Here is a 23,697-nt window from a genome sequence, read left to right on the forward strand (position 1 = left end):
CTCGAATTGACTACTTCTGCTGTTTCGAAAGGTTTTCGCAAAGTTCTGCTACCTCATACATGGAATAGCTTTGAAAATCATACTGGCTACGCAATTCTTCAAAATAACGTAATAGTTCTTCTAGCATCGCCAAATTTTTTTCAATATGCTTACCAAAATTATGAGGGTGCCACCATAAATGATAAAAAGCTTGTGCCTGTGCAGCCTTGAGCATGCCTTCCTTTATTCGCTTTATTTTTAAACTTTCGAATGCACGCAATGGACTACAATATGGCCTTAAAAAAGCACTTGATCGAATATTAATCAGTTGCTCCTCTTGCATTTCCTCCAGTGTGGCTATATGATGGCCAGTTATATTCCAATAGCTATCTAGCCACTTCTTTGCACCTAAAAGTCTTCCCTTTTTCGTAAACTTTTGAGCGTCATATAATGCATGATTTTCTGTACCTCTATAGCAAACATAGCCCGCTTCTAGACAAGCTGTTAAATAGTCTTTGTTTACTTGATTACGAGGAAAAACAATGGACTTCATAGGCGTAGTATAACCTTCACTGATTGTTTTGGTTGCGTGTAAATCTGCGCAAAAGGCAGCTTCTGTTTGGCCCTTTTCCAAGCAATAAAAATGAGAAAATGTATGACTTCCTATTTCCTGATGTGGTGTACGTTTAATTTCCTCAATTAAAGATTTACCAAAATGCAGGAGGTCCTCTTGTTCATTTTCGCCCACCTTTGCAAGCTGTGTATGTGCTGCAAAGCGCATGTTTTCATATTTCACAGGGACACCTCGTAAATAATGAGCCATTTCTGCCTTCGATTCAGCAAACAATAATCCGACGGTTGCCCAAGTTGCATGGATGTCATATTGGTCAAATAGTGCTAGTATCCTGGGCAAGGCTTTACGTACACCATATAGGTTTTTATTGTATTGTCCATAACGAAATACATCATGGACACCCCAATTCAGCTCAAAATCTAATGAAATAACGAGACCCCCACCATTCATGTTGCTACTTCCTCCATTTTTGCACACCTAGTAATAGTGCACGTATTTTTGATTGGATAATGTAGCCTGAGTAAACATGAACAATCTGGCCACCAAAGCACAATTTAAAGGCTCGTACATTTCGATTGTCCGTTAACTCGCCCATATCATATAAAACAAAACCGTGCTCCTTTAGGTGTAGCAGGTTATGCCAAATTAAAAAACGATTTGCATAACGGATCGGTCGTTTTAATTGAGCAGGCATAGCGGATGCATGACATGTTGCCTCGTAAAAGGACATCGCTTTTTTTTCATGCACAATATCTAGTCGATAACACAGTGTTTGTCCGCAAATACTTTGGATCTCAGATAATAATAATGCGCCCTGTTCATTGAGGAGCAGGATGATTTCCATTTGCGACTTACCGATTGTTTCAATCTTTTTTCTTTTGGCAAATTGATTGTAAAATTGCTGAAAGGCTCGCAAGTTTTCTATGGATGGCTCTTTATATAAAATGACTTGATAAAATTCCTTTTGGGCACGTCGTAGGATTTTGCGATTTCCTTCAGAAAGCGCTAAATACAATGAAAGCTCGTGTTCTTGCAAATCAATGTGAATTGTTTCTCTTTTCACAAGTTTCCGACTAGGTACTAGTGAATGCGTATAGCCTACAACTTTCATGGACTTTCGAACATTGGCTGGCTTTTCGAGAAAATAAAAATGATGCATTGCGATATTCCATCGCTTACTTTTAATGGACAGAATGTACATCGCCCCCACTCTCTGTATATTTTTCTACATGGTGTCGCTCAAAACGAGCGATTTTATAATGTTTCATTCGAGAAATAGGTTTATAGCCTAGCTGTACTAAGCGCTTCCGCTTGCGCCATTGCCAAAAACTTACCGTTACCCACAGTGTTTGTGATGGATTTATTTTTCGGAAGAAAGCTGTAATAATATCGATTTGCTTGAAAACATCATAGGCTAAAAAATAGGTTTGCTTTGGTAAGGCTTCTACAATTTGCATTGAATCTACATGCCAATTTGTGGCATGCAATGCAAACGCTGGCTTATTCGTTTCCGCAAAGGAGTCTTTATAGATCGTATAGCCCTTATAAAAGAGAGCCATGACTTCTTCCTGATCAAGCAGCATCGCTTCCTGAATCGACATTTTTTCAAATAAGTTTCCAACAGGCTGCTGTGGTGATATGTCCTCTGATGGGGATAATTCATACAGCTCCACTTGTTTCAAACGAATAAATTTTTCTACGAATTGTTGTCCATATTCTAGCCAATCTTTTACCTTTCCATACTTTACTAAATAACGTAAATGACCTAGTGTGTTACGCTTCCACTCTACGACTCTTTGGTTCCCTTTCACATATTCCTTGAGTCGTTGCTTTAACGATAAAAAACCTGCCAGTAGATTTGTACGTTTCGTACCGCTGCTAGCAAGCATCTGTCTTGTAAAATCAATGTCCGAGCGCCAGTCAAATTTATATGGCTCGTAGCCTATGCTCATATCAAATAAGCGATAGTTAGCAGCAAACGTTCGCTGAATGGTTTCCTGATTGACTATCCGTCCAGCACCAAATAAATTAAATGTTGGTTCATGTGCAAGTGCATACGTTACATAGCGGCCTCGACAGCAAAGTCCATAGGTGAAAGCAATCCACTGGTTTTCAAAGACAAGTGCATCGACCTCTACCTGTAATGCCTCACCTTTAAGCATCGTTAAACGCTCAAAAAAATCTCTTTTCTTCCCCTTTGTAAAGCCACTTGTATCCAGCTTTTTTGCCCATCGCCGATCAAATAACCGAAACATTTGCCAAAGCTCGTCTTGTGAAGGCTCACGTCTTGCTAAGGAGCCTAAATTTCTTAGTTTTCGTTCCCGTCGATCAACGCCATGCATTTTGCGACGTTGATTGAAATGGTGCTGAAAATTTATTTCTGAAAAAGCGAGATAAGGTGTCACAACACGGAAAATACTTGTACATAATTGTCTTTCTACAAAGTATTGCTCTAGGGTTTTAGTAGACTGTTTACTTTCTAATAAACCATGCAAGGAAAAAATAATATGCCGATGCTTTTTAATAAGCTCATCGAATACAAAGGTTGTTACTTGCTGTAACCATTCCTTTTTAGTCACAATCCCTGTATAATTAGCGATGTTTTCTCCTGCAAAAGCATACACTCTAATCCCCCACCGAATTGACACTGTAAAGGGGAAAAAAGCCATAATCGTCCCCTCATGTTCAATGGCATAAAGCTCTACACGCTCTTTCCGTCCTACAATTTGCCACCAATTATAAAACCAAGCAAATTCTATAAATGGATTATCATTGTCCTCTTCTTCTAAAATGGCATCCCAAATTTCCTTGTACCACATAAGCTCATCATCAGTTCTAATGCGAATTAATTGCAATTTAATCCCCTTTCTTCACTAGTTCTGAAACAGCCTGTTGATAAACCGTTAATGTTTTTTGATACATAGGGATAAAGGTGAAATACTGTAAATAACGGTGTTCACTTGCAGTTCCCATTTGCTCTCTTAAAGTGGTATCCATTAACAGTTGATGCAGCCTCTTCTTCAATAATTCGTTATCCTCTCGCTCTACTAAAAATCCATTGTCATGATCAACAATGAGCTCTTTTACACCACCTACATTGGTTGCAATAATAGGAAGACCTACACGCATTGCTTCAATAATCGAAATCGGCAAGCCTTCCCAATCTGATAACAGAACAAACAAGTGGCATTTCTCAAGATAAGAATGAACGTCTAATTGATTGCCTAAAAATGTTACACGATTTGTTAAGCCATGCTGTTCAACGATATTTTCTAGAGCCGGTCTCAGGGAACCATCCCCAATCAATTGAAGGTGCCAAGGGATATCCGTCAGTTCCGCTAAAGTCTTTAGTAAAATATCCTGTCTTTTAGGCACTTCAAAACGAGCAACCATGACAATGACTGGCTGCTCCATGCATATCTTTTCAGTTGTTTCATTTCTCTCTATCGGTTCAATGCCATTATGAATAGTCAGCAATTTATGAGCAGGAGCAACCTTTTTCAGTAGTGCTAGTTCCCGATCATATTCAGACACCGTAATAATTTTTGTCGTGAATGGCTGAATTGATTTTTCCATCCGATGATAGAACAGCTTTTTCTTTTGAGGAACACCTTCTGTAAAGCTCCAACTGTGTGCCGTAAAAATAGTTGGAATTCGTAATAAACTACCAACTACTCGACCAATCACACCAGCCTTGGATGAATGGGTGGCTATAACGTCTGGTTGTAGACGTTTGAAAACGGCTCTTAATTGCCAAAATGTTTGAAAATCTTTCGCTATATGAATAGCCCGTTGAAGAGCAGGTATACTGATAACAGGAATTTTATGCTCTTGTAAGTGCCATAGTGATGGTTGATAGGAGCCCGTCACTACTGTGACATCATGCCCATCCTGTTTTAAATGGATAGCAAGTGCCTCCACATGCTTTTGTGCACCTCCAACTTTATCCATTCGTGTAATAAGCTGAACGATTTTCAGTATGGCCACTCCTTATTTTTTAGTAAGCACCTGTGCGTGCAACTACAACATAAATTGTCTTCAACAAAATTTGGACATCCAACCAAAAGGAATAATGGTCAACGTATTCAATGTCATATGATATTTTTTGTCCATGTGAAATATTCGACCTACCGTTAATTTGAGCTAGACCTGTTAAGCCTGGCTTTACCTCCAAACGCCGAACCTGTAAGGAATTATATGCATTCGTGATCGCTGGAACCTCAGGACGTGGACCTACAATGCTCATATCACCCTTTAACACATTTAAAAGTTGTGGAATTTCATCAATACTGAGCTTTCGAAGGATAGCGCCTACTTTTGTGATGCGTGTATCTTGCTCTGTTTTAAAATAATAATCATCAGGGATACCGTTGGCACAAAGAGAAGGCATATTTACCGGAACTGCCTGGATACACATTGTTCGGAGCTTCCAAATCACAAAGCGGTGATGATCATGGCCAGTTCGTATTTGTTTGAAGAAAATGGGGCGACCTGTTGTTATGAGTAAAATGAGGAATACTGCTAGCATTAGAGGAATCGTCATAAAAAGTAAAAATAATGCCCCAACAATATCAAATATTCTTTTGCCGTACTGACCATAGAATGTGAGATTCTGAGCTGTCTGAACGTGCAATACATCATCCTTTGCATTTTTTTAGCACTTAACTCTATATATTCATTTTGAACATTTCTAGAACTATTTTAGAAAAAGTGCTTATTTTATGAAAAAAAGAGTTATATCAGCGACACTTGCTGAATAACTCCTGTTGTCTTATTATATGCTTGCTTCCAAAATTTGAACATCACATTCAATCACAACATTTCCTTTTAATGCTTTACTAATCATACAAGTTTGTTCCGCCTTTTGTGCTAAGCGTATCATTCTTTTTTCAAGTTGTTCTGTTAGCTCTTGCACAGTAATAATCGGCTTATGCACAATTTTTTCATACGTAAAAACGCCATTTTCTACACTGACAAATCCGTGTGCCTGCATAGATAATTCCGCCACATCTATTTCTGACCTTTCGAGTAGAGCAGCTAATGTAATTAAATAACAAGTTGCGGCTGCACCTAAAAGCATTTCATCTGGATTTGTACCAATGCCAGGCCCATTCATTTCCCGAGGAATAGAAATTTGTGTTTGCAGATTACTTGCTTTAATGTTTCCTGTACCATTTCTTCCCTCAGACCAAGTTAAGTCCATTGTGAATTTATGCTGAACCATCCTAGATCCCCCTTTATTTGTGTAGCTAAGAAAAATGCTCGCTTACAAACGTAAGGCGAGCATTCCTTTTATTCAACTGTTACTGTATTTTTTTCTGTCTCATTATGGCGACCTTTTTTGGTCACAGTCTGGTACTCAGCAAGGCGAGCCGTTGTACGCCAATAGTGATAGACAAGACGATCAATCCACAGCAAAGCCTCCACTTTCGATACGGCTGTCTCTAACTCTACCACATTTTCAACAGTATGCTCAAAATATGCGTTTCGTTTATCACGTCGCACGGCCGCCATTTCAGAGGAAGTAACCTCAAGCAAGGTTGCTATCTCAGGTAGGCGTTCATCCTCATCGATGATTAGTAGTACTTTTTCCAATACCTCTAACCACTTTTGAGTTAATGCCTCCTGTAACTGAAAGGCATTAGGATGTTGTTCGCGTAATGCCTTTGACAAACGATAGAGGTGGTCTAAAGCATGTAAAAGGGCTATATGCTTATAACGTTCCTTTTGTGAGGAAGATTGGATAGCATCCATAAATAAACGTGTTTTTTCAATCGCCTCATCCATTTGAGCCAATCTACTGTCTGTTTCAGCTGTGCGTTTTTTCCCTTGAATAAGAGAAACAAGTACAGTCGTCATTTCCTTGGTAATATCTTGTAATGTATTAAAGGATACCTCCACAGCAACCCCAGGTAATTTGGCAACACTACTATCTAAATTACGTGTTAAATGATTGCCTTTTTCAGGAATCATTTTTTCAATGGCCTTTGCAAAAGGACGGACAAATGGTACAAAAAGTATCGCGCCAATCACACTAAATAATGTATGGAAAACAGCAATACCCAGTGTTTCATCAAAGCTACCATTGATGGATTTTGTGACGAGTTCTGTAAGAGCAAACATAAACGTTGCACCAAATGTCACTAGTATAGCAGTGACTACATTGAACATTACATGGGTCACAGCTGTTCGCTTAGCAGCTGTAGATGCACCAATCGCTGCAAACAAGGCTGTAGCAGTCGTCCCAATATTTTGACCTATAACTAAATAAGCAGCCTGTTCAAAATCAATGGCACCTGCATATAAGGCTGTTAAAGTGGCTGCTATTGCAGCACTAGAAGCCTGCATAATAACGGTCATGATAAGACCCAAAACAATTAAAATTAGTTTTCCACTAATAGTATTTGCACTAAATGCATCGAATGGGATTTTATCTTGTACAGCAGCCATTCCTCCCTGAAGAACATCGATGCCTAAAAATAATAAACCAAAACCAGTAACTAGCCCTCCAATTGCTTTGTAATCTCGTGGTGCGAGCAATTGTACAAATACACCAAGTGCAATAAAAGGCAGTGACATTGTCTGCATATTTATCTTGAAGCCGATTAATGAAATAATCCAGCCAGTACTTGTACTCCCGATATTCGCACCAATAATGACACCAATCGATTGGACAAACGTGAGGAGTCCCGCACTGACAAAACCAATCGTAATCAGGGTTGTGGCCGTGGAGGATTGTACAATCATTGTCATGAATGTACCCGATAAGACCGAGCTAATGGTTCCACCTGTAAAACGATTGAGCCATTTTTTTAAGGCATCCCCTGCCAATTCCTTTAAACCGTTCGTTAGCATCGTCATTCCAAGTAAAAATAAACCGATGCCCCCAAGCACATTGATCAACCTATCAACACTCCCTACTAAAATTGTATCTATTTATGAACGACTCCCTTTTTAAAGGAGTTTTATTCCTCAAACATTCTTAATAGTACCATTATTAAATTTGAGAAAATAGGGATATTTCCCTGCATTGTACAAAATCAACCATTATTTTACGAAAAACAATGTGATAATTTTTATGGTAGAATAGAATAAATAATTCTTTAGGAGATTTTCAAAATGATTTTAACAAAGCAAGAAGCAATACAGGCACTTAAAAAGAACAAGTTCATCGGTTTTACTATTACAACAGGCAATATTATTATGAAAAAGATAAATAAAACCGAATATAATATTTTTGTTTTTGAAGAAGGAAGAGAGAAACCATTACGTTATGTAGGCTCTATCATGAACGTTATGGCGACAATGAGCGATAAAGCTTCCAAGAAAGATTTTGTGATTGTTGAACAACTACCAGCAAGAAACAGTGCTGAAGAAACTCAATCTTCTGAACAGGAAGACACGACAGAAGAAAAAGTAGCGCCAATCGATGAAAAACCTTTAGTTGAAGGTCAAGAGGAAAGACGTGCGATTGCTGGCTATGAAGGATTATATGAAATGACGACGAGCGGTCGAATTATTACGGTACGTGAAAACCGCCCATTGGCTCGTTGCAATGATGAATATGGCTTCCATATTGCACGACTAACGAAGGACGGCAAAGCATCTAGCCATAATGTTTTTGAACTTTGGAAACAGACATTCCCAGAGCTGGAGCATACTCTTTTCAAAGGTGCCTTAAAAGCTAAGTATGGTACAGGCTGTAAGCTAATCGATAAACCTGGTATCCATTTTTAATGGAACACCCTCAGCGAAAAAAAGCTGAGGGTGTTGTTGTTTAGACATGATATATTTTTTGCCATTTGAAAATCTTTATTATGTTGATTTTGGCTACTTTATGGAAACCTGCCTGTACGAGCTTTCGCCGTCTGCTTCTATCATACCATGGGGCTATTGTACAAACTGCCCTCCCTTCACGCTGCACTTCAGTAACAATCTCAACTAGTCGCCGGCTGTCATATTCTTTTATAAACGACATATTATCTGACAGCTCATAGGAATAGTCAACCGTTTCTTCCGTTGCCGTTTTATCGTGTCTCTTGTATATGACTTGATCGCCATCTGCAAAGAGTCGATACCCCTTATAGAGGTCTGCAACATTGTTCGCTCGCTCTTTCATCGTCATGATATCCTTCATTGGTAATTCTTGAAATCTCACTTTTTCGCTATCTTGTTTTTGCTCTGCAATATAAACGTCTAAAATATGAACCGATAGTATTCGTTGGAACATTTTCGTAACAGCTCTTAGCCAATCTTTTGTATTTGCATGCTTCAAAAAATAACGCAGTTCTCCTAATCTGTCTCGCTTCAGTTTCACTAGCTGATGATTATTCGTTAATAACCCTTTTAGCCGATCACGTATGACCATCCATAATCGAATATTACGCTCTTTAACTCCTTTTGTACTCATGACAAATTTTCTAGTGAAATCAATATGTGTATACCATTCAAACTTATATGGCTCATAGCCACTGCCTAAGTCATAATAACGATAGCCAGATTGATGTGCTTTTAGCATGTTTTCCTTTTCAATAAGGCGCCCTGGGCCAAATAGGTTAAAATCAGGCTCATGGCCCATTGCCTGGCAAAAATTACGCTCTCTACAGCATAGGTCAATTGTAAAAGCAATCCACTGCCTTTCAAATTGTAAGCTATCGACTTCTACCCGAAGCACCTTGCTGTTGGTTTTAGCTAGCCGCTCATAAAATAGACGTGTTTGCTTTTCTGTAAAGCCACTTTTATCAATTTTCTTTTGCCATCTTCTTGTGAACAACGTAAACATGTCTTGCAGATAATTGGGATTTACTTCCTGAAAGACAACATGACCAAGTGACTTTAATTTGTTTTCACGACGTTTAAGGCTTTTGAATTTCTTGCGATGCTTCTGTAGAAATGTATCTATTGTAATGGATTGAAAATCGATATAGGATGTGACAGTCCGAAAAATCGAATGGGGCATCTGATATTCGATCGCATACTTCTCTAATTCTTGAGAGGTTTTCTTACTTTCTACTAAACCATGTAACACGATTAAATAACGCTTATATTTTCGCGAAAACTCCTTCAATAGAAACGTAATGGAATGTTCCAGCCACTCCTTGTCAGCGATCACTTCCATATAGGTCGCAAAACCTTGTCCTAAAAAGCTAAAATAATGGATTGTACCAAATCGTATACAATGCACTAACGGAAAAAAAGCCACTGCCACACCCTGATGTTCCACTATGTAAATCTCTACATTTTCCTGAACCCCAAGCGTTGCCCACCAAGTTGAAATCCATTCGTACTCAATAAAAGGATTATTATTGTGCTCTTTTTCAAGTATCCCTGACCAAGTACTTCTATAGGGCTCTAACTCTTCGATAGTCGTGATGAGTTTATAAGCTAGCAATGTACTAAATCGCTCCTTTTTCCGTTATCAACCATACATTTAGTAGCCACTATATTCCTAGCAAGAAAGTATTAGAACATTACACCAACGTAAAAACCCCTCCTCGTTAGAAAGGAAGGGTTATGTCTCATTTATACGTTTACAAGTGATACCTCACCTTTTGTCACTGCATTGGCCATATGTGCTGTCGCTACATAGCTTAATGTCATACCAGGTCCAATGGTTGCGCCTGGGCCAGGATACGTTTCTCCCATGATAGACGCTGAACAATTGCCTGAAGCATACAATCCTTCAATGGGTTGACCATCCTCCTTTATCACCCGAGCATATTCGTCCACTACGAGGCCTCCTTTTGTGCCAATATCTCCAGGATAAAGACGCAATGCATAGAATGGCGCTTTCTTGATTTCTGCTAAATTTGGATTTGGTAGTGTCGGGTCCCCGTAGTAATTATCATAGGCACTATCTCCTCGATAAAAATCATCATCATGTCCGTTCCTCGCAAAGTCATTAAAACGATTCACCGTCGCTACTAGACTCTCCGCTGGCACATCCATTTGTCTAGCAAGCTCTTCAATCGTTTCCGCACTTTTTGCGACTCCATGCTCAAACCAACTTTTCGGGAAGGCTTGTCCAGGGAACAGTCCTGTAAAAATATAACGGCTTTTAGCAGAGGCATCAATCAGTATCCAGGAAGGAACCGCCTGTTTGGTTGCCTCTTGATGCTTATACATCGTATCCACAAATTCATGATATGGTGCCGCTTCATTGACAAAACGCTGTCCTGTACTATCCACCACCATCATATTGGGTACACCGCGATCTGCCACAAGGAAGAATGGATGTCCTTGTGGATCAATAACAGAAGGTGCTCCCCACACTTTATCCATTAAATCCAACGTAGCACCAATTTTTACGCCAGGTTCAATGATGTCACCTGTTTGCCCTTCTGGTGAAGAAGTCCATGCAGCTTTCGTTGGACTTGGTAAATACTTTTCTCGGAGTGTCTGATTATGTGAAAAACCACCTGAAGAAAGAACAACACCTTTCTTTGCCTCAATTTTCAGCTCTTGTCCATCTCGTTCCACAATAATTCCATTCACTCGTTCCTTGTCCATAATGAAATCTTTAAAGGCAGTTGATAGCCAAAGCTCACCATTTGCTTCTGCAAGAGAGAGTCGTAAACGAGCAACTAAAGCTTCTCCTAATGCGACTGGGTCACTCTTAGTCACCTTTGACCTTACTAAACGCGCTCCTAATTTCAGGGCAGTTGTTTTTCCTTTTAACGTCCGAGTAATCATGTTCACCTTATGAAACTCGTAGCTATTCATCGTGAAGCCTTTTGTTGATAGAGTTGCTCGACGCATAGAATTTGCTAAAGAACCCATTTTCGTTAAATCGAAAATAAGTGGTTCAATGGAGCGTCCTTGTGACAAGCCACCTGTTTTTTCTGGATAATAATCCGAGTAGCCTTTTGCATACTGGAACCGCATATGCTTTGTTTTATTGTATAAAAAGCGTAACATTTCAGGTCCTCTCGTAATATAAGCTTCCTTTAACGCTTCTGGCACACGATCACCGATTGTTGAATCTAGATATTGGCGTGCAAGTTCATGTGTATCTGGGACACCTGCACCTTTAATGACATGATTATTAGGAATCCATAAGGCACCGCCTGAAATAGCAGAAGCACCACCATAGCGATCTGTTTTTTCAATCACTAATGATTTCATTCCTTGTAACTTTGCTGTTAAACCTGCTGTCAATCCCGCTGCACCAGAGCCTACTACCACTACATCATAACTTGCATCCCATTTCATTCAACCATTCCTCCCTATATGAGCTAAATCGATGAATCTGGCCTTTCTATTAAAAAGTATAGAATTAAACCAATATTCAGTCAATTTATACCATTCCCTATATTTCCACAAAAAAAGAGCATAATCGCTCCCTTTAAGGTTTTAGAATCACCTTTATACAGTTATCTTCCACTTCACTAAATAAGCTTTACTTGCAATTCTCTGATATGTTACAGCCTTCATGTCATCATTTCCCTCTGTAAAGTATCATTACAACTAGCATAGATTCTGACTCTATTCTTTCCTTGTCTAACGCAGTATGCACATCATGTTTTTACGCTGCCAAATCGACTGCAAGCATATTCATTTCTACTTAGCATATATTTTGAAAAAGACATTAAGTTGATGATAGGGCGGAGGAATTTTACAGGTGAGTGCAATGATACTTGGCGGTTTTCTATTTTTCAGTGTGAGCATTGGGGGCGCGATTGCCTGGATTTTCTCTAAGCTATTTCAGCATACAACACAAGGATTATCATTATTATGTGGGGGTTTTTTAGTAGGCTTACTTGTGCTAGATATCATCCCATCTTCATTTCAAATCTATCAACCATTCGGTATTATACTGGGTATTTTTATTGGCTATTTCATCTTTCAACTACTAGACACCTTATTTCATGCTTCTCATACACAAAATCCCTCGGTCTCTCTATTAACCCTTGCTATGATTATCCATACAATACCCATTAGTCTCACTGTCGGAAATTTACTTGGAAATGCTGCATTAAGTATTTCTCTCACTGCCTCCATTATTCTTCACCATGTCCCAGAGGGCTTTGCTCTATCTACCGCACTCATCTCTCAGGGCGAAAGGCTATGGAGACTTTTCATTTATTTCTTTATCTTTTCTATATTCTTTAGTATTTTCATCTGGTTTGGTCAATATTGGGCTTTACCAGACAAAGCACAAGGGATCTTAATGGGCATTTCGATAGGATTGATTGCTACAGCTAGTATTTCTGAATTCATTTTACATCAGCTACAAAAAGTCTCATTTAAAGCATTTTTTATGTATCTCTTTTTAGGTTATTTTCTAAGCTATATTTTCCATATACTTGTTGAATAACAAAGGGATGTCTCTGCACTTGAGACACCCCTTTGTTATTTTATTCTTCAATTACTGGCATTAAAGCAAGCGTGAGAATCCTACTTCTATTCTTGAATTTGGAGCTAGTTTAGCAGATGAACAAACGACAAGCCACATTACATATTTAATTAGATATAAAGTCGAATATGGTCCTAAATCCCATCACTATAGACATACATTAATGGAAATCAAGCTTACAGGAGGTTTCAAAATGGTTATCACCCCTGGTATAAAAGATTTGCCTTATCGTATGCAGGTAGATGGTTCGAAGTTTTTCACTTTAATTGCGGAAGAAATAACATGGGAGCTTGTCGATGGGATATTCATTCAGGCTTGGGGCTACAATGGTTCCACTCCTGGGCCAACCATTCGTGTTTACCCTGGTGATCGTGTATGTATTCGTGTCATTAATCGACTGCCTGAAAAAACCAGTGTGCATTGGCATGGCTTAATCGTCCCGAACACAATGGACGGTGTCCCCCCAATTGAACCGTCACCCTTTATTGAACCTGGGCATTATTTCGATTATCATTTTACGATTAAAAATCCTCCAGGAACGTATATGTATCATTCCCATGTAAATGTTGCTGTGCAAGATAACGCTGGTCTATTAGGTGGCTTGATCGTTGAAGATCCAAACTTACAAAATACTCATCAGCATAAGGATTATCTATGCCTATTACAAGAATGGGCCGTCGACCAATTGCCTTGGGGGAAGCTTACAAAAGGTACGTATCCGTTAAATTTTATCAAACCAGAATTTAATTTCTTTACGATCAATGGCAAATGCTATCCTTTTACAAAACCATTAGCCATACATTTCGGTGATACTGTAAACATTCGTTTTGGCAATATTCAAATGCATCACCACCCCATCCATTTACATGGTCACCAATTTCATGTTGTTGGGGCAGACGGTTTTCCTATCGCTAGTCATAAGCAAATTGCCAAGAACACCATTCTTGTGGCCTCTGGTGAAACTTGGGATATATGCTTTACAGCTAATAATCCTGGTATCTGGCCCATCCATTGTCATATGCCACATCACGTAACAAATAACGGCGCGCCTGGTATTGGGGGCATGTTTACCACGGTGAATTACCTCTAAAATGAGGGCAGCTTAAAAGCTGTTCTTTTTTACGTTATATTTCTTTAATAGTGGGTACATACTTGAAAAGGAACTTCGCGACAAAAACTTTATATTTATATAATATCAAAGGCTTTCATTTGATTTTTATTCAAGGGTAGAAGTAGTATGTAATTGTAACAAAGGATTATCTACATATCCACACTATTATATTAATGTAACAATTCCAAAGGAGGAATTTCGATGAATTATCAAAACATTACAGTTGCAGGTAGTGGTGTATTAGGGAGTCAAATTGCTTATCAATCTGCTTTCAAAGGTTTTAATGTAACAGTATATGATATTAACGATCAGGCGTTAAAAAATGCGCAGGATCGTATTACAAAATTAAAACCATTTTATCAACAAGACTTAGGTGCAACTCAAGAAGAAGTGGATGCAGCCTATACACGTCTTTCATTTAATAGTGACTTGGCTCAAGCCGTTGCCAATGCTGATCTTGTTATAGAAGCAATTCCTGAGGTTGTGAGCATCAAAACAGATTTTTACACGAATCTTGGAAAAGTAGCACCAGCAAAAACAATTTTTGCAACAAACTCGTCTACTTTATTACCAAGCCAATTTGCTGAAGCAACTGGCCGTCCTGAGAAATTTTTAGCTCTACACTTTGCTAATACGATCTGGAAAAACAATACTGCGGAAATAATGAAACACCCTGGTACAGATATGAAAGTATTTGATGAAGTTGTTGAATTTGCACGCGCCATCGGCATGGTACCACTACCATTGCATAAAGAGCAACCTGGCTATATTTTAAACTCATTACTAGTGCCGTTTTTAGATGCAGCTGAATCCTTACTTGTAAAAGAAGTGGCTGATCCAGAAACAATCGATAAAACATGGATGATTGGTACAGGCGCTCCACTTGGACCATTTGCTATTCTAGACATCGTTGGCATTAACACTGCCTATAATATTGTCGAAGCGAAAGCAACTGCCACTGGCGATGAAAACATGAAAAAATTAGCCAACCTCTTAAAAACAGAGTATATCGACAAAGGCAAACTTGGTCGCGCAACAGGTGAAGGCTTCTACACATATCCAAACCCAAGCTTTGCTAAACCAGATTTTCTAAAAGCATAATCGATAAAAAGATGTACATAGTACTTTTTACTATGTGCATCTTTTTTTCTTTTCCAATGTTCGTATTGACAATCCTATCTTCAGATAAGCCGCGTAAGTTATTCCATCATACATGTAGGAATGAACTCTGGCAACAACAGTATATGTAATCTGGTGACTACTCGAACACCAGAATAGAAAATCGCCTAGTAGCTTTCACAAGAAAAAGTCCCAAAAACTAGGCGCGTCTTGAAATTTTACTGTTGCAAGCTTTTCTATAATTTTTAATTTAATTTCTTGTTCTAGGTCTTCCCTTTCATGATAGTCTGTATTGTGTAAACAATGTTTAATTTTTGGGATGAAATTCTCGATTATTGTTAGCGTCTCTTCAGTATGTTGATTTTCTAAATTTCCCATAATTTATTCCTCCTTTTTTCCGAGTGAATGATTGAGTTTATTTAAAGCCTTTCTATGATGATTGGATATATTCTGGGGAGTTGTTTGTAATAGTTGAGCTATCTCTTTTATAGAAAGCTCTTTTACATAAATCATCTCTAAAATTTGAAGCTGTCTTACCGTTAGTTTTTGCAAGGACTTTAAGAGCTGTACATCTTCTATATTGTCCAATAATCCTCCACCAATTAAATGATCTAGACCATTTTCATTGCGTGTATCTTCTATTAACTCTTTTAGGGTCGTCTCCCCCTCCTCTGATAATCCCTTATCTAATATTAATAAAGACCGATTTTGCAGCCTTCTTCTTTTTTTATCAAAATCTAAACTAAAGAAATAAATTAAATTACTTACATATTTGATCTTCCTAACATTTATATAGTGCGATTGAAAAGATTCATCAACGAGTTTCTTATTCAAATCAGTTGGATATAAGATCGCTTTTTGCACCAAATAAAGATTTTGGGAATCCGACAAAAAGCTTTTAATAATTGGATTGTTAACCTGCTCATTATTTCTATAGAAAAATTCCTCTATTTTTTGTTTATCATTCTTCATTTAATAATCCCTCCTATTATCCGCCTTCTTTCTATATAAAGTGAATGTTGTATCTATATTATAAACTAAAATAAGAACAAGTGTTCTTAAAAAGATAAAAAAAATCACCTTTTATACAAAAAAGGTGATTTAATCCAACTTAGTTAAATATCTAATATAGCTTTTATTTTTTCTGGCTGATAACCAATAATTCTCTCTACTTTATTATCAGCGACTAATAAAGTAAATGGGATAGCGCTACTATTAAATTGCTTAAACTCCATTAATACGTGCTCTTCATTAATATCCTTATTAATATAAGTAATATTATTTTCCTCTAACCACTCCTTCAACCTAACACAATATTGACATCCATCGCTTGAATATACCGTTATATCATACTTCATCTTAGAGACCTCCTTTTTTTCTATAAAGAGGATTAAAACATAAGAAATGAAACCACGACAAAATAATATTTTTTTTATAGGAAGGTTGTTTTTATTACAGAAGAATCCTCTTTACATAGTACAGTTACAATTTTGGTGATATAGCCAAGCGGTAAGGCAAGGGTCTGCAAAACCTGGATCCTCGGTTCGAATCCGAGTATCACCTTATATTACTAATTTGGAGTAAGAGGGAGGGTGATTTACATTATGACACCAGAAAATGTTCCAATTTGGATTAGCCTAATAGGAAATTTTGGATTCCCTATTGCCATAACAGTCTATCTGTTCATTCGCTTTGAAAGGAAAATAGATAAATTAGAAGCTGTCATCATGGAGTTATCTGAAGTTATAAAATCTCTTAATTACAAGAAAGGAGGGTAATCCACATGGAAATTGAAAAATTAATGGCCTGTTACTGTAAAGCAAGAGAAGTGCAATCATTTTATACAAATTGTTTAGCGAGTGACAGTCTGTCCCCAAAAGAACGCGATTTACTAATAAATCTTATACAAAATACCAGTATTTCTTCTAATTTATTGAGGGAATATTGTCAGATTCATGCTAATGAAACATGATCTATTAACAAAATAAACCCATCAAATAATTTAGGTTAAGAACTACCTAATTTTATTTGATGGGTTTTAATTTTTAATAAGTGATTTAAGCTTCTTTAAATCCAAACGTTCCTATTAAAAATGCTATTAGAAATATTATTAGCAAAATGGAATTGAGGATAATTAAAAGTCATTCTACTACCGCATCCCCTACCACACCATTTTTTATACAGTAGAATAACAGGAAATCAGCATTTATGGAGCAACTTTTATATTATTATGTAATGGTGATAATAAGGTTTTTTCATAATCTTTAAGTACTGACTATTATAAATAAAAAAAGGCAAAGTTGATTTCAGGCAAGGAATGGTTTATTCGATGTGATGAAAACTGTAAATAACACGTGTGGTATAATTGTAATAAAGTCAAACCTTCATTTACATACAAAGGGGCGGTGCTATTTGCAAAGAAAAATTTTTACGTATTTATCAATAATTTTCTTGTTTTTAACATTTCTTATTGGATTGGCTCCTCAATATATTCTGGGAATTGGAATAACAATTCCATTTATTTTAGGAATTTCAGGACTAATATTTGCTATTTTAGGGATAAAGGGACCCACTCGTATGATTTTAGTTGTCCTTAATTCGTTTATATTAGTAGTGTTTATCGGGATTTATCTAATGGCTTTTTATGGATTTAATAAACCTTAAAAGAAGCAAAGTTTATCTTCAAAAGTCAGAATGATAGGAATTTTATGATAGTCTACAAAGAATAGCTATACTATATCTTCTTATAATAATCCATAGTATTTTTTAGGCTAAATAGATGAAAAGTATATAATTGGATTCTCGGGTCTTGCTTTTTTGTATTTGGTGCTTATGAGCCTTCATTATAATTGCCAAAAAGGCGTAGTTTTTGAGATGTTTTAGTATTGGTTAAAAATAAATGCACGAATAGGTCCTAAATTATTTTTCAGAACAATATAAAGAAAAAATTGTACTTTTTATTTCTCTCTGAATCATTCTATTCTATTTAATTAAAATAACTATTAATTATAATGCATATTACCTATATTCTAAATGTACTACTTTAATCGTTTTATCAAGTTCCATAGATTAGAGCTATTAGCCTCCTTATTCAGAACGTAACAAACCATTCAAAAGCATATAATTTCGTTTTATAGGTTTAATTTATATTTCCTGAAAAAAATTTAAAAATGCAGTTTAAATCTCCAGTTGTATTTCACTTTACATAGTAATGAAGCACATCATACTAAATGTTGCTTCAAATACTTTAAAAGGGAGAGAAAACAATGACTGAAAAACAAACTAAATCAGGAATTAAAGAGTTATCGAAAAATGAGGTTAACAATTTAGTTGAAAAAGCATTGGCAAATGAAAGTGTGCAGACGCTTATCAACAACTCACTAAATCATTACCCTGCTATTAAAGCTAAGTATACTGATCTTCGAGCTTTAATAACACAATCATTAGGCGGAGAATTTACTAAAGGAACTACCCCTGTACAAGTTCTTACTTTAGTTATGGAAGAACTTCAGACAGTAATTACTTTTACTGTCGAAAACGCAGAATTTAAAGCTGTTTCGCATTTCCATGGTCATTCAAGTGTTATCGAAGTTACACAATCTGTTGGAGTAAATTTATTCCCAATTGTAACTATTAAGATTAATGGAGAGTATTTCGATTATGAATGGCACACAAACCCATTATATGATGTCAATGAATTACGTTCTTCTACACAAAATAATGAACTTAATCTAATGTGGTCAAATTGTACTATCTGTACTACTGTTTGTGACACTATCCAAGGTTTAGGATGTACCTTAGCTGGTACAGCAGCTTGTATGGTAGCTTGTGCTCCAATCGGTACTGTAGCGTGTCCATTTATTTGTGCAGCTGTTTTTGGATTAGTGTGCCTTAGCGAAAATAAGATCACATGTGGACCAGGTTGTAAATCATTAGGGTTTTGCTAAATAGAAATAACAAGTTATAAAGTTAATATCTCCCCACCAATAATGTTATAATTAAAATAGGAGGGGAGATTCTTGTTAGCCTATAAGAGAATAATTATAATACATTTACTTATTATGTTTTCTAGCATTTTTATTAGTTTTCAGATAAAAGGTATATGGATAGGATTACTTATATTTTTATTGGTGTATGCTTCTCTTTTTTGGTTGTTTATTGGACTACCTTATGCATTTCAAACAAAGTCGAAGTTTTTCGAAAGGTATTGGAATTGGTTAGTAAAAGGTGGGAAAATTGGTCCAAAAAGCTAAAGATTTATTCTTTAATATTGCTTAATAATAGTAACAGAATACTCAATTTTATAAGAGAAATATTAAATTTAATCTACCTCCGAAAATGTTAGACTTTTACTAACATTTCAGGGGTAGATTTTTGTTTAATATTGAGCGAATTTCTCCTTTTTATTTATTATCATCTTCCTTCTAACACTTTATTATTTAAAAGGAGATGACAAAATGAAATATGAAATCATTTTAGAGCGGGTAAAAGTGGTCAAGTTGTTTAAAGTTTTAAATGCAGTTCCTGATAATTTAGATAAGATTCGAGCAAGGGAATTGTGGCAAGAAACAGATCAAGGTTCAGGATCTGTTATTGCTGTATTAGATAGTGGTGTTCAGGTTGACCACCCGAGTTTAAAGGACAATATTATTGATGGCTATAATTTCACAGATGATGATGAAGGTAATCCTTCAATATTTAAAGATTATCTTGGACATGGTACACATGTATCTGGAATTCTAGCTGCTGTTGATAATGGCAAGGGAATCACAGGTATTGCGCCAAAAAGTAAACTTCTTATATTAAAAGTAATAAATCACAAAGGAAGAGGAAGCTTTGAAAGTTTGATTAAGGCGATTATGTATGCAGTTAATTGGACTGGACCTAATGGAGAAAAAGTAAACATTATTAATATGTCACTTGGCAGCCCAGAACCAAATGAAGAATTGCATAAAGCCATAAAATATGCCCGTTCAAAAGGTATAGTATTAGTTGCAGCAGCGGGAAATGAGGGCGATGGAGAAAGCGCAACTATCGAAATATCATACCCTGGTTTTTACAAGGAAGTAATTCAAGTCGGCTCTATATCTGAAACAGACACGCCTTCAAAATTTTCTAATACGAATGTTAACTTAGATTTTGTAGGGCCTGGTGAAAATATATTATCAACGCATTTAAACAGTGATTATGTAGAATTGACAGGAACCTCTATGGCAGCTCCGTTTGTTGCCGGTGCGGCTGCACTTATCATAAAAATAATCAAACATTGTGAACCCCATTTGATTCCAATGTATGTATTTGACTACTTGTTAACTCATGCTCTTTCATTGGATCATTTCTCCATTAATTAGGTAGGGAATGGTTTTATTCAGTTGAAATAATTTGTGGTAACAATGGCAATTTAATTACTCCCTTTAAAAGGTAAACATCAACAATTTCCTTTTAAGAGGAGTATTTTTCTTGTTTTTAGTTCATTGTACTACTCATTACCATTCTCACTATAATAAACAGTAAGAGCTGTTAATATTTGAAACCTTAGGTATTTAGCAAAAACTTATTTATTGAAAGGATTTGAATAGGGAGATGGATATTCTACTTCCAATAGGAATAGGCTTTTTCGCTAATATGTTAGTATTTGGAATAAGTCTGCTTGTTATAAAAGATAAAAGAAAAGCATCAAAGCTAACACTTATTTTCTTCGGAATCATTATTCTTCTGTCGTTGATCATTGGTAGTTGGTCAGAAATGGGCTTATTTGTTATAAACTTAGGCATATTACTCTTATGTATGTGTTTATATTTATATATTTTTATTGAGCGTACCTTCAGACCTATAGAGTAATGCTTGCAGTCCGAAGAATGCACGAATACCAGCCACCGCTGTAGTATGTCCTGAGACTCTTGAGGCAACAGGCACTGAGGTATTTATTTGTAAGAGCTTTAATCCGAAATGACGGCAGCACCCTTTTTAAAAAGTACTGCCGTGTGACTTACCTGTTTATCTGCATACCATATATGTAAGAACAAATATGTAGATGGGGGGATTTTATGGAACTGATCTTGACCATTTTTCTCATGCTAGATATTCCCTACAATTACTTTCACCATTCATTCCCCATTACGATTGAATACTTGGGGATTCTTGGATTTTGGCTAGCACTCCCATTATCGGTCATTATTATCTTGCTAAGTATATGGTTACTTATAAAAAAAGTGGGCATTGTTAGCTCTTTACTTATTCTTTATATTACGGGGATTCTTTTATTCATTGCTTTATTTTCATTGTTCCATTGATACTCATCATAATAAATTGAAGCCTTTGAAGATAGAAACTTCAAAGGCTTTTTAGCTTTTTTAGAAATACAGCACCATGTAATCCTCATCAAAATATTGCTGTCCTATTTTTAAGGCGTTTCGCTCTGTTCCAAAAACGTGAAAGCCTAACGATGTGTATAATCCTTTTGCTGATTCATTGGAAGACACAACTGTTAAATTAATTTGCTCGACGTCTACTAGTGTCTTTGCTTGATTGATGACCTCTACCATTAGTTGTTTTCCTATGCCCACCCCTCGCTTTTTTGGAGAAACATAAACGGCAAAAATGCTCGCTTTATGCTTTAGCTTCACTTTATTTGCTTGCACCAATGTCGTCACACCGAGTAAATCCTCCTGGTCAAATGCCCCAAATGTAAATGTTCCTTGTCCTTCGAGCCTACTTGCAAACGACTCAAGCGACAAATCCTTTTCTTCCTCGAAGCTAGAGCCAAACGCTTCTGGATTTGTTTGCAATCCCTCTAACCTTAAATCTCTATATACCTCAGCATCTGCTGCTGTTAATTGTCTAATTTCCATGCCTTTCCCTCCAATCGTACTTTTCCTATTTATCGGCCATAACGATTAGCATTTAATGTACTTTTCCTATAACAATCCTTAAAATGGAAATAAAGGAGTTGAAAATCTATGAAATCTACTAGTATGGTGAAACATTTTCTTACGTTAGAGGAGCAACGAGCACACTATCTACCAGCTATTCATACGCTTCCACAGGAGGAACTATGGCAGCAAGGACATGAAGGAAAATGGTCCATTGGTGAACACTTTTATCACCTCTATTTGATTCTCAAAATGTTACATACAGCAACCAAATATTCTTTCTTCCTCACACCTTTTGCCAAAATGCGAAGAAACAAGCCCTTCGCTACTGAAATACATGATATTTATGAAGAATATCAATCTAAAAAAGGACAAGGAATGCGGGCACCAAGTATTTTAGTTCCATCTAAGAAAATACGCTTTGCCTTAAATAGTTATGATATCGAGCAATTACTTATCAACGAGACATTTGCTTTGCAAAAATTAGTAAAAGATATAGACGAGGATGTTGCCGGACACATTATCTTTCCAGACCCCATTGCGCATTATCCTAATCTAATTCAAGCTATTCAGTTGTTGGCTATTCATGAGAGACATCATTTTAATATTATGAAAGGGTTAAGAATTTGAAAATTATATTGAAAGGTACAATTAATGAAGTCAAATAGAGCCAATTTGATTTTATGCTCATCAAAACTGGCTCTGGATTTTTCAGTATAGCAACTTTGTCATGGAAAAATTTCATTAGGAAACGCTACGATCTCTTTGCTCTACAACAACACTTAAAATTCCAAACAATAATAGTAATAAGACACCCATTAACGTAATATTTGACCATTGTAACCTTGTATCAAAAAGCTGAAAAAAGAAGGTACATACAGGAATAAAGCACAGTGACATCATGACTAGAAATACTTCACAATATTGAATACCCTTCTGTAATAAATACATTGGAATCAAAACACCGATGACTGTCATCAGTAAAATCCAGCCAATGTTTTCAAGTAAATAAGTAAACATGACATCATATGTAGCGATAAATGATAGCAAAATGATACCATAAAATCTTTTTGCTAAAATCATTGAGCTTGTCCATCCTAATTGACTGAGCTGCTTAGAATAGACTGTACATAATACAGCACCAAGTCCACACAATATGCTTGCCCCGACTCCTAAAATACTTGATTGATCCCATGTTTGTACAGCCGATTTCCCTGTAAAAATAGCACCAATTAGTAATAAACTAGCTGCAAATATGCCAATTGCAATACCCCACTGTGCATTTATCACTCGTTTTTTCTGCTGTATTGCAAGTAGCAATGCAAACAATGGGCCTAGTCCCATTTCAAGAGAGCTCACTATCGCAGGTTCAATATATTTTAATGCAAAGTAAAACCCCATAAAGGCTAATATTGAAGCACCGTTTAACTTCCATAACGATGATCGTGCCTCTTTCCAGCAGGGCTCTACCTTTTGCTTACTTGTGATTAATTGAAAGAAGACAGTCGTGAGAAAAAAACTAATGCCTGTGAAAAGAAACGGATGCACCGCTTGTACACGGTTCGAGTAATACACTTGGCTAATAGACGTTAAAATGGCTGACAATAGTAAACTTATTACCCCTATTGCATATAGATTACGTTTATTTTCAACTATAACTCCCATAGATTTCCCCCTGATAGGATGT

Annotated in this window: 25 protein-coding genes and 1 tRNA gene; 12 read left to right on the forward strand and 14 right to left on the reverse strand. The window is 36.6% G+C overall.

The features are described 5' to 3' along the window. Positions 1–10: 10 nt before the first annotated feature. From ACEVFT_RS13390 to ACEVFT_RS13420, 7 genes are all read right to left on the reverse strand, one after another. Positions 11–1,003 (reverse strand): polysaccharide deacetylase family protein, encoded by a 993-nt coding sequence (locus ACEVFT_RS13390; protein ID WP_342533256.1) that lies wholly within the window; start codon positions 1,001–1,003, stop codon positions 11–13. A 4-nt stretch (positions 1,004–1,007) separates the two neighbouring features. Beyond that, positions 1,008–1,754: a hypothetical protein gene (locus ACEVFT_RS13395; protein ID WP_342533257.1), complete on the reverse strand. Its 747-nt coding sequence runs from the start codon at positions 1,752–1,754 to the stop codon at positions 1,008–1,010. Next, complete coding sequence (locus tag ACEVFT_RS13400) at positions 1,735–3,408, reverse strand: GNAT family N-acetyltransferase (RefSeq protein WP_393950276.1); 1,674 nt, start codon at positions 3,406–3,408, stop codon at positions 1,735–1,737. Before ACEVFT_RS13400 ends, ACEVFT_RS13395 begins: the two co-directional genes overlap by 20 nt. Position 3,409: 1 nt before the next feature. Continuing rightward, a complete protein-coding gene (locus ACEVFT_RS13405) occupies positions 3,410–4,504 on the reverse strand; it encodes a glycosyltransferase family 4 protein (RefSeq protein WP_393950277.1) in 1,095 nt (364 codons plus the stop codon). Positions 4,505–4,550: 46 nt separating this feature from the next. After that, positions 4,551–5,186, reverse strand: a complete 636-nt coding sequence (locus ACEVFT_RS13410) for a sugar transferase (RefSeq protein WP_205445321.1) — start codon at positions 5,184–5,186, stop codon at positions 4,551–4,553. Between the two features lie 141 nt (positions 5,187–5,327). Then, a complete protein-coding gene (locus ACEVFT_RS13415) occupies positions 5,328–5,777 on the reverse strand; it encodes an SACOL1771 family peroxiredoxin (protein WP_393950279.1) in 450 nt (149 codons plus the stop codon). 68 nt (positions 5,778–5,845) lie between these two features. Beyond that, positions 5,846–7,447, reverse strand: a complete 1,602-nt coding sequence (locus tag ACEVFT_RS13420) for a Na/Pi cotransporter family protein (RefSeq protein ID WP_393950489.1) — start codon at positions 7,445–7,447, stop codon at positions 5,846–5,848. A 225-nt stretch (positions 7,448–7,672) separates the two neighbouring features. On the opposite strand from ACEVFT_RS13420, the gene ACEVFT_RS13425 reads away from it, so the two are divergent. Beyond that, the gene (locus tag ACEVFT_RS13425; RefSeq protein WP_342533261.1) at positions 7,673–8,290 is read left to right on the forward strand and encodes an NUMOD4 domain-containing protein; all 618 of its coding nucleotides are present in this window, start codon (positions 7,673–7,675) and stop codon (positions 8,288–8,290) included. Positions 8,291–8,330: 40 nt separating this feature from the next. On the opposite strand, the gene ACEVFT_RS13430 is transcribed toward ACEVFT_RS13425, so the two are convergent. Both ACEVFT_RS13430 and ACEVFT_RS13435 read right to left on the reverse strand, forming a co-directional pair. Continuing rightward, the gene (locus tag ACEVFT_RS13430) at positions 8,331–9,944 is read right to left on the reverse strand and encodes a GNAT family N-acetyltransferase (RefSeq protein ID WP_393950280.1); all 1,614 of its coding nucleotides are present in this window, start codon (positions 9,942–9,944) and stop codon (positions 8,331–8,333) included. 131 nt (positions 9,945–10,075) lie between these two features. Further along, positions 10,076–11,764: an FAD-dependent oxidoreductase gene (locus tag ACEVFT_RS13435; protein ID WP_393950282.1), complete on the reverse strand. Its 1,689-nt coding sequence runs from the start codon at positions 11,762–11,764 to the stop codon at positions 10,076–10,078. A 418-nt stretch (positions 11,765–12,182) separates the two neighbouring features. Between ACEVFT_RS13435 and ACEVFT_RS13440 the strand changes: the two genes are divergently transcribed. The 3 genes from ACEVFT_RS13440 (at position 12,183) to ACEVFT_RS13450 (ending at position 15,120) form a co-directional block, all read left to right on the forward strand. Continuing rightward, positions 12,183–12,869 (forward strand): ZIP family metal transporter, encoded by a 687-nt coding sequence (locus ACEVFT_RS13440; RefSeq protein WP_243456400.1) that lies wholly within the window; start codon positions 12,183–12,185, stop codon positions 12,867–12,869. Between the two features lie 232 nt (positions 12,870–13,101). Then, the gene (locus ACEVFT_RS13445; protein WP_393950283.1) at positions 13,102–13,998 is read left to right on the forward strand and encodes a multicopper oxidase domain-containing protein; all 897 of its coding nucleotides are present in this window, start codon (positions 13,102–13,104) and stop codon (positions 13,996–13,998) included. Between the two features lie 222 nt (positions 13,999–14,220). After that, a complete protein-coding gene (locus ACEVFT_RS13450) occupies positions 14,221–15,120 on the forward strand; it encodes a 3-hydroxyacyl-CoA dehydrogenase (protein WP_393950284.1) in 900 nt (299 codons plus the stop codon). 195 nt (positions 15,121–15,315) lie between these two features. Here ACEVFT_RS13450 and ACEVFT_RS13455 read toward each other — a convergent pair whose 3' ends face one another. The 3 genes from ACEVFT_RS13455 to ACEVFT_RS13465 form a co-directional block, all read right to left on the reverse strand. Next, complete coding sequence (locus ACEVFT_RS13455) at positions 15,316–15,516, reverse strand: hypothetical protein (RefSeq protein ID WP_205445336.1); 201 nt, start codon at positions 15,514–15,516, stop codon at positions 15,316–15,318. 3 nt (positions 15,517–15,519) lie between these two features. Next, on the reverse strand, positions 15,520–16,110 hold the full coding sequence (locus ACEVFT_RS13460) for a sigma-70 family RNA polymerase sigma factor (protein WP_393950286.1): 591 nt from the start codon (positions 16,108–16,110) through the stop codon (positions 15,520–15,522). 143 nt (positions 16,111–16,253) lie between these two features. Next, a complete protein-coding gene (locus ACEVFT_RS13465; protein WP_202342580.1) occupies positions 16,254–16,496 on the reverse strand; it encodes a glutaredoxin family protein in 243 nt (80 codons plus the stop codon). A 134-nt stretch (positions 16,497–16,630) separates the two neighbouring features. Here ACEVFT_RS13465 and ACEVFT_RS13470 point away from each other — a divergent pair. From ACEVFT_RS13470 to ACEVFT_RS13500, 7 genes are all read left to right on the forward strand, one after another. After that, positions 16,631–16,701, forward strand: a tRNA-Cys gene (locus ACEVFT_RS13470). A gap of 41 nt (positions 16,702–16,742) precedes the next feature. Then, positions 16,743–16,916: a YvrJ family protein gene (locus ACEVFT_RS13475; protein ID WP_016993736.1), complete on the forward strand. Its 174-nt coding sequence runs from the start codon at positions 16,743–16,745 to the stop codon at positions 16,914–16,916. 5 nt (positions 16,917–16,921) lie between these two features. After that, positions 16,922–17,110: a hypothetical protein gene (locus tag ACEVFT_RS13480; RefSeq protein ID WP_342441448.1), complete on the forward strand. Its 189-nt coding sequence runs from the start codon at positions 16,922–16,924 to the stop codon at positions 17,108–17,110. 440 nt (positions 17,111–17,550) lie between these two features. Continuing rightward, positions 17,551–17,802: a hypothetical protein gene (locus ACEVFT_RS13485; protein ID WP_016993735.1), complete on the forward strand. Its 252-nt coding sequence runs from the start codon at positions 17,551–17,553 to the stop codon at positions 17,800–17,802. Between the two features lie 602 nt (positions 17,803–18,404). Then, entirely contained in the window at positions 18,405–19,085 is a 681-nt protein-coding gene (locus ACEVFT_RS13490; RefSeq protein ID WP_016993734.1) for a hypothetical protein, read from the forward strand. Positions 19,086–19,595: 510 nt separating this feature from the next. Further along, positions 19,596–20,489: a S8 family peptidase gene (locus tag ACEVFT_RS13495; RefSeq protein WP_393950289.1), complete on the forward strand. Its 894-nt coding sequence runs from the start codon at positions 19,596–19,598 to the stop codon at positions 20,487–20,489. A 696-nt stretch (positions 20,490–21,185) separates the two neighbouring features. Then, entirely contained in the window at positions 21,186–21,431 is a 246-nt protein-coding gene (locus tag ACEVFT_RS13500) for a hypothetical protein (RefSeq protein ID WP_205445342.1), read from the forward strand. 60 nt (positions 21,432–21,491) lie between these two features. Here the strand turns inward: ACEVFT_RS13500 and ACEVFT_RS13505 are convergent, their stop codons facing one another. Then, positions 21,492–21,989: a GNAT family N-acetyltransferase gene (locus ACEVFT_RS13505; protein ID WP_393950290.1), complete on the reverse strand. Its 498-nt coding sequence runs from the start codon at positions 21,987–21,989 to the stop codon at positions 21,492–21,494. A 108-nt stretch (positions 21,990–22,097) separates the two neighbouring features. On the opposite strand from ACEVFT_RS13505, the gene ACEVFT_RS13510 reads away from it, so the two are divergent. Next, complete coding sequence (locus ACEVFT_RS13510; RefSeq protein ID WP_393950292.1) at positions 22,098–22,640, forward strand: DinB family protein; 543 nt, start codon at positions 22,098–22,100, stop codon at positions 22,638–22,640. A gap of 114 nt (positions 22,641–22,754) precedes the next feature. Here the strand turns inward: ACEVFT_RS13510 and ACEVFT_RS13515 are convergent, their stop codons facing one another. Next, positions 22,755–23,675: an EamA family transporter gene (locus ACEVFT_RS13515; protein WP_393950294.1), complete on the reverse strand. Its 921-nt coding sequence runs from the start codon at positions 23,673–23,675 to the stop codon at positions 22,755–22,757. Positions 23,676–23,697 lie beyond the last annotated feature (22 nt).

The sequence above is a fragment of the Lysinibacillus sp. PWR01 genome (genome assembly GCF_043359455.1).
Lineage (GTDB): Bacteria > Bacillota > Bacilli > Bacillales_A > Planococcaceae > Lysinibacillus > Lysinibacillus fusiformis_F.

Excerpts from the sequence above, each read along its gene's own strand:
- ACEVFT_RS13480 (WP_342441448.1), top strand. The coding sequence starts at position 16,922 with ATGGAAATTGAAAAATTAATGGCCTGTTACTGTAAAGCAAGAGAAGTG.
- ACEVFT_RS13415 (WP_393950279.1), bottom strand. The coding sequence starts at position 5,777 with ATGGTTCAGCATAAATTCACAATGGACTTAACTTGGTCTGAGGGAAGA.
- ACEVFT_RS13440 (WP_243456400.1), top strand. The coding sequence starts at position 12,183 with ATGATACTTGGCGGTTTTCTATTTTTCAGTGTGAGCATTGGGGGCGCG.
- ACEVFT_RS13435 (WP_393950282.1), bottom strand. The coding sequence starts at position 11,764 with ATGAAATGGGATGCAAGTTATGATGTAGTGGTAGTAGGCTCTGGTGCA.
- ACEVFT_RS13405 (WP_393950277.1), bottom strand. The coding sequence starts at position 4,504 with ATGGATAAAGTTGGAGGTGCACAAAAGCATGTGGAGGCACTTGCTATC.
- ACEVFT_RS13445 (WP_393950283.1), top strand. The coding sequence starts at position 13,102 with ATGGTTATCACCCCTGGTATAAAAGATTTGCCTTATCGTATGCAGGTA.
- ACEVFT_RS13500 (WP_205445342.1), top strand. The coding sequence starts at position 21,186 with ATGGAACTGATCTTGACCATTTTTCTCATGCTAGATATTCCCTACAAT.
- ACEVFT_RS13390 (WP_342533256.1), bottom strand. The coding sequence starts at position 1,003 with ATGAATGGTGGGGGTCTCGTTATTTCATTAGATTTTGAGCTGAATTGG.
- ACEVFT_RS13490 (WP_016993734.1), top strand. The coding sequence starts at position 18,405 with ATGACTGAAAAACAAACTAAATCAGGAATTAAAGAGTTATCGAAAAAT.
- ACEVFT_RS13395 (WP_342533257.1), bottom strand. The coding sequence starts at position 1,754 with ATGTACATTCTGTCCATTAAAAGTAAGCGATGGAATATCGCAATGCAT.
- ACEVFT_RS13425 (WP_342533261.1), top strand. The coding sequence starts at position 7,673 with ATGATTTTAACAAAGCAAGAAGCAATACAGGCACTTAAAAAGAACAAG.
- ACEVFT_RS13465 (WP_202342580.1), bottom strand. The coding sequence starts at position 16,496 with ATGAAGTATGATATAACGGTATATTCAAGCGATGGATGTCAATATTGT.
- ACEVFT_RS13475 (WP_016993736.1), top strand. The coding sequence starts at position 16,743 with ATGACACCAGAAAATGTTCCAATTTGGATTAGCCTAATAGGAAATTTT.
- ACEVFT_RS13510 (WP_393950292.1), top strand. The coding sequence starts at position 22,098 with ATGAAATCTACTAGTATGGTGAAACATTTTCTTACGTTAGAGGAGCAA.
- ACEVFT_RS13450 (WP_393950284.1), top strand. The coding sequence starts at position 14,221 with ATGAATTATCAAAACATTACAGTTGCAGGTAGTGGTGTATTAGGGAGT.
- ACEVFT_RS13505 (WP_393950290.1), bottom strand. The coding sequence starts at position 21,989 with ATGGAAATTAGACAATTAACAGCAGCAGATGCTGAGGTATATAGAGAT.
- ACEVFT_RS13460 (WP_393950286.1), bottom strand. The coding sequence starts at position 16,110 with ATGAAGAATGATAAACAAAAAATAGAGGAATTTTTCTATAGAAATAAT.
- ACEVFT_RS13455 (WP_205445336.1), bottom strand. The coding sequence starts at position 15,516 with ATGGGAAATTTAGAAAATCAACATACTGAAGAGACGCTAACAATAATC.
- ACEVFT_RS13515 (WP_393950294.1), bottom strand. The coding sequence starts at position 23,675 with ATGGGAGTTATAGTTGAAAATAAACGTAATCTATATGCAATAGGGGTA.
- ACEVFT_RS13495 (WP_393950289.1), top strand. The coding sequence starts at position 19,596 with ATGAAATATGAAATCATTTTAGAGCGGGTAAAAGTGGTCAAGTTGTTT.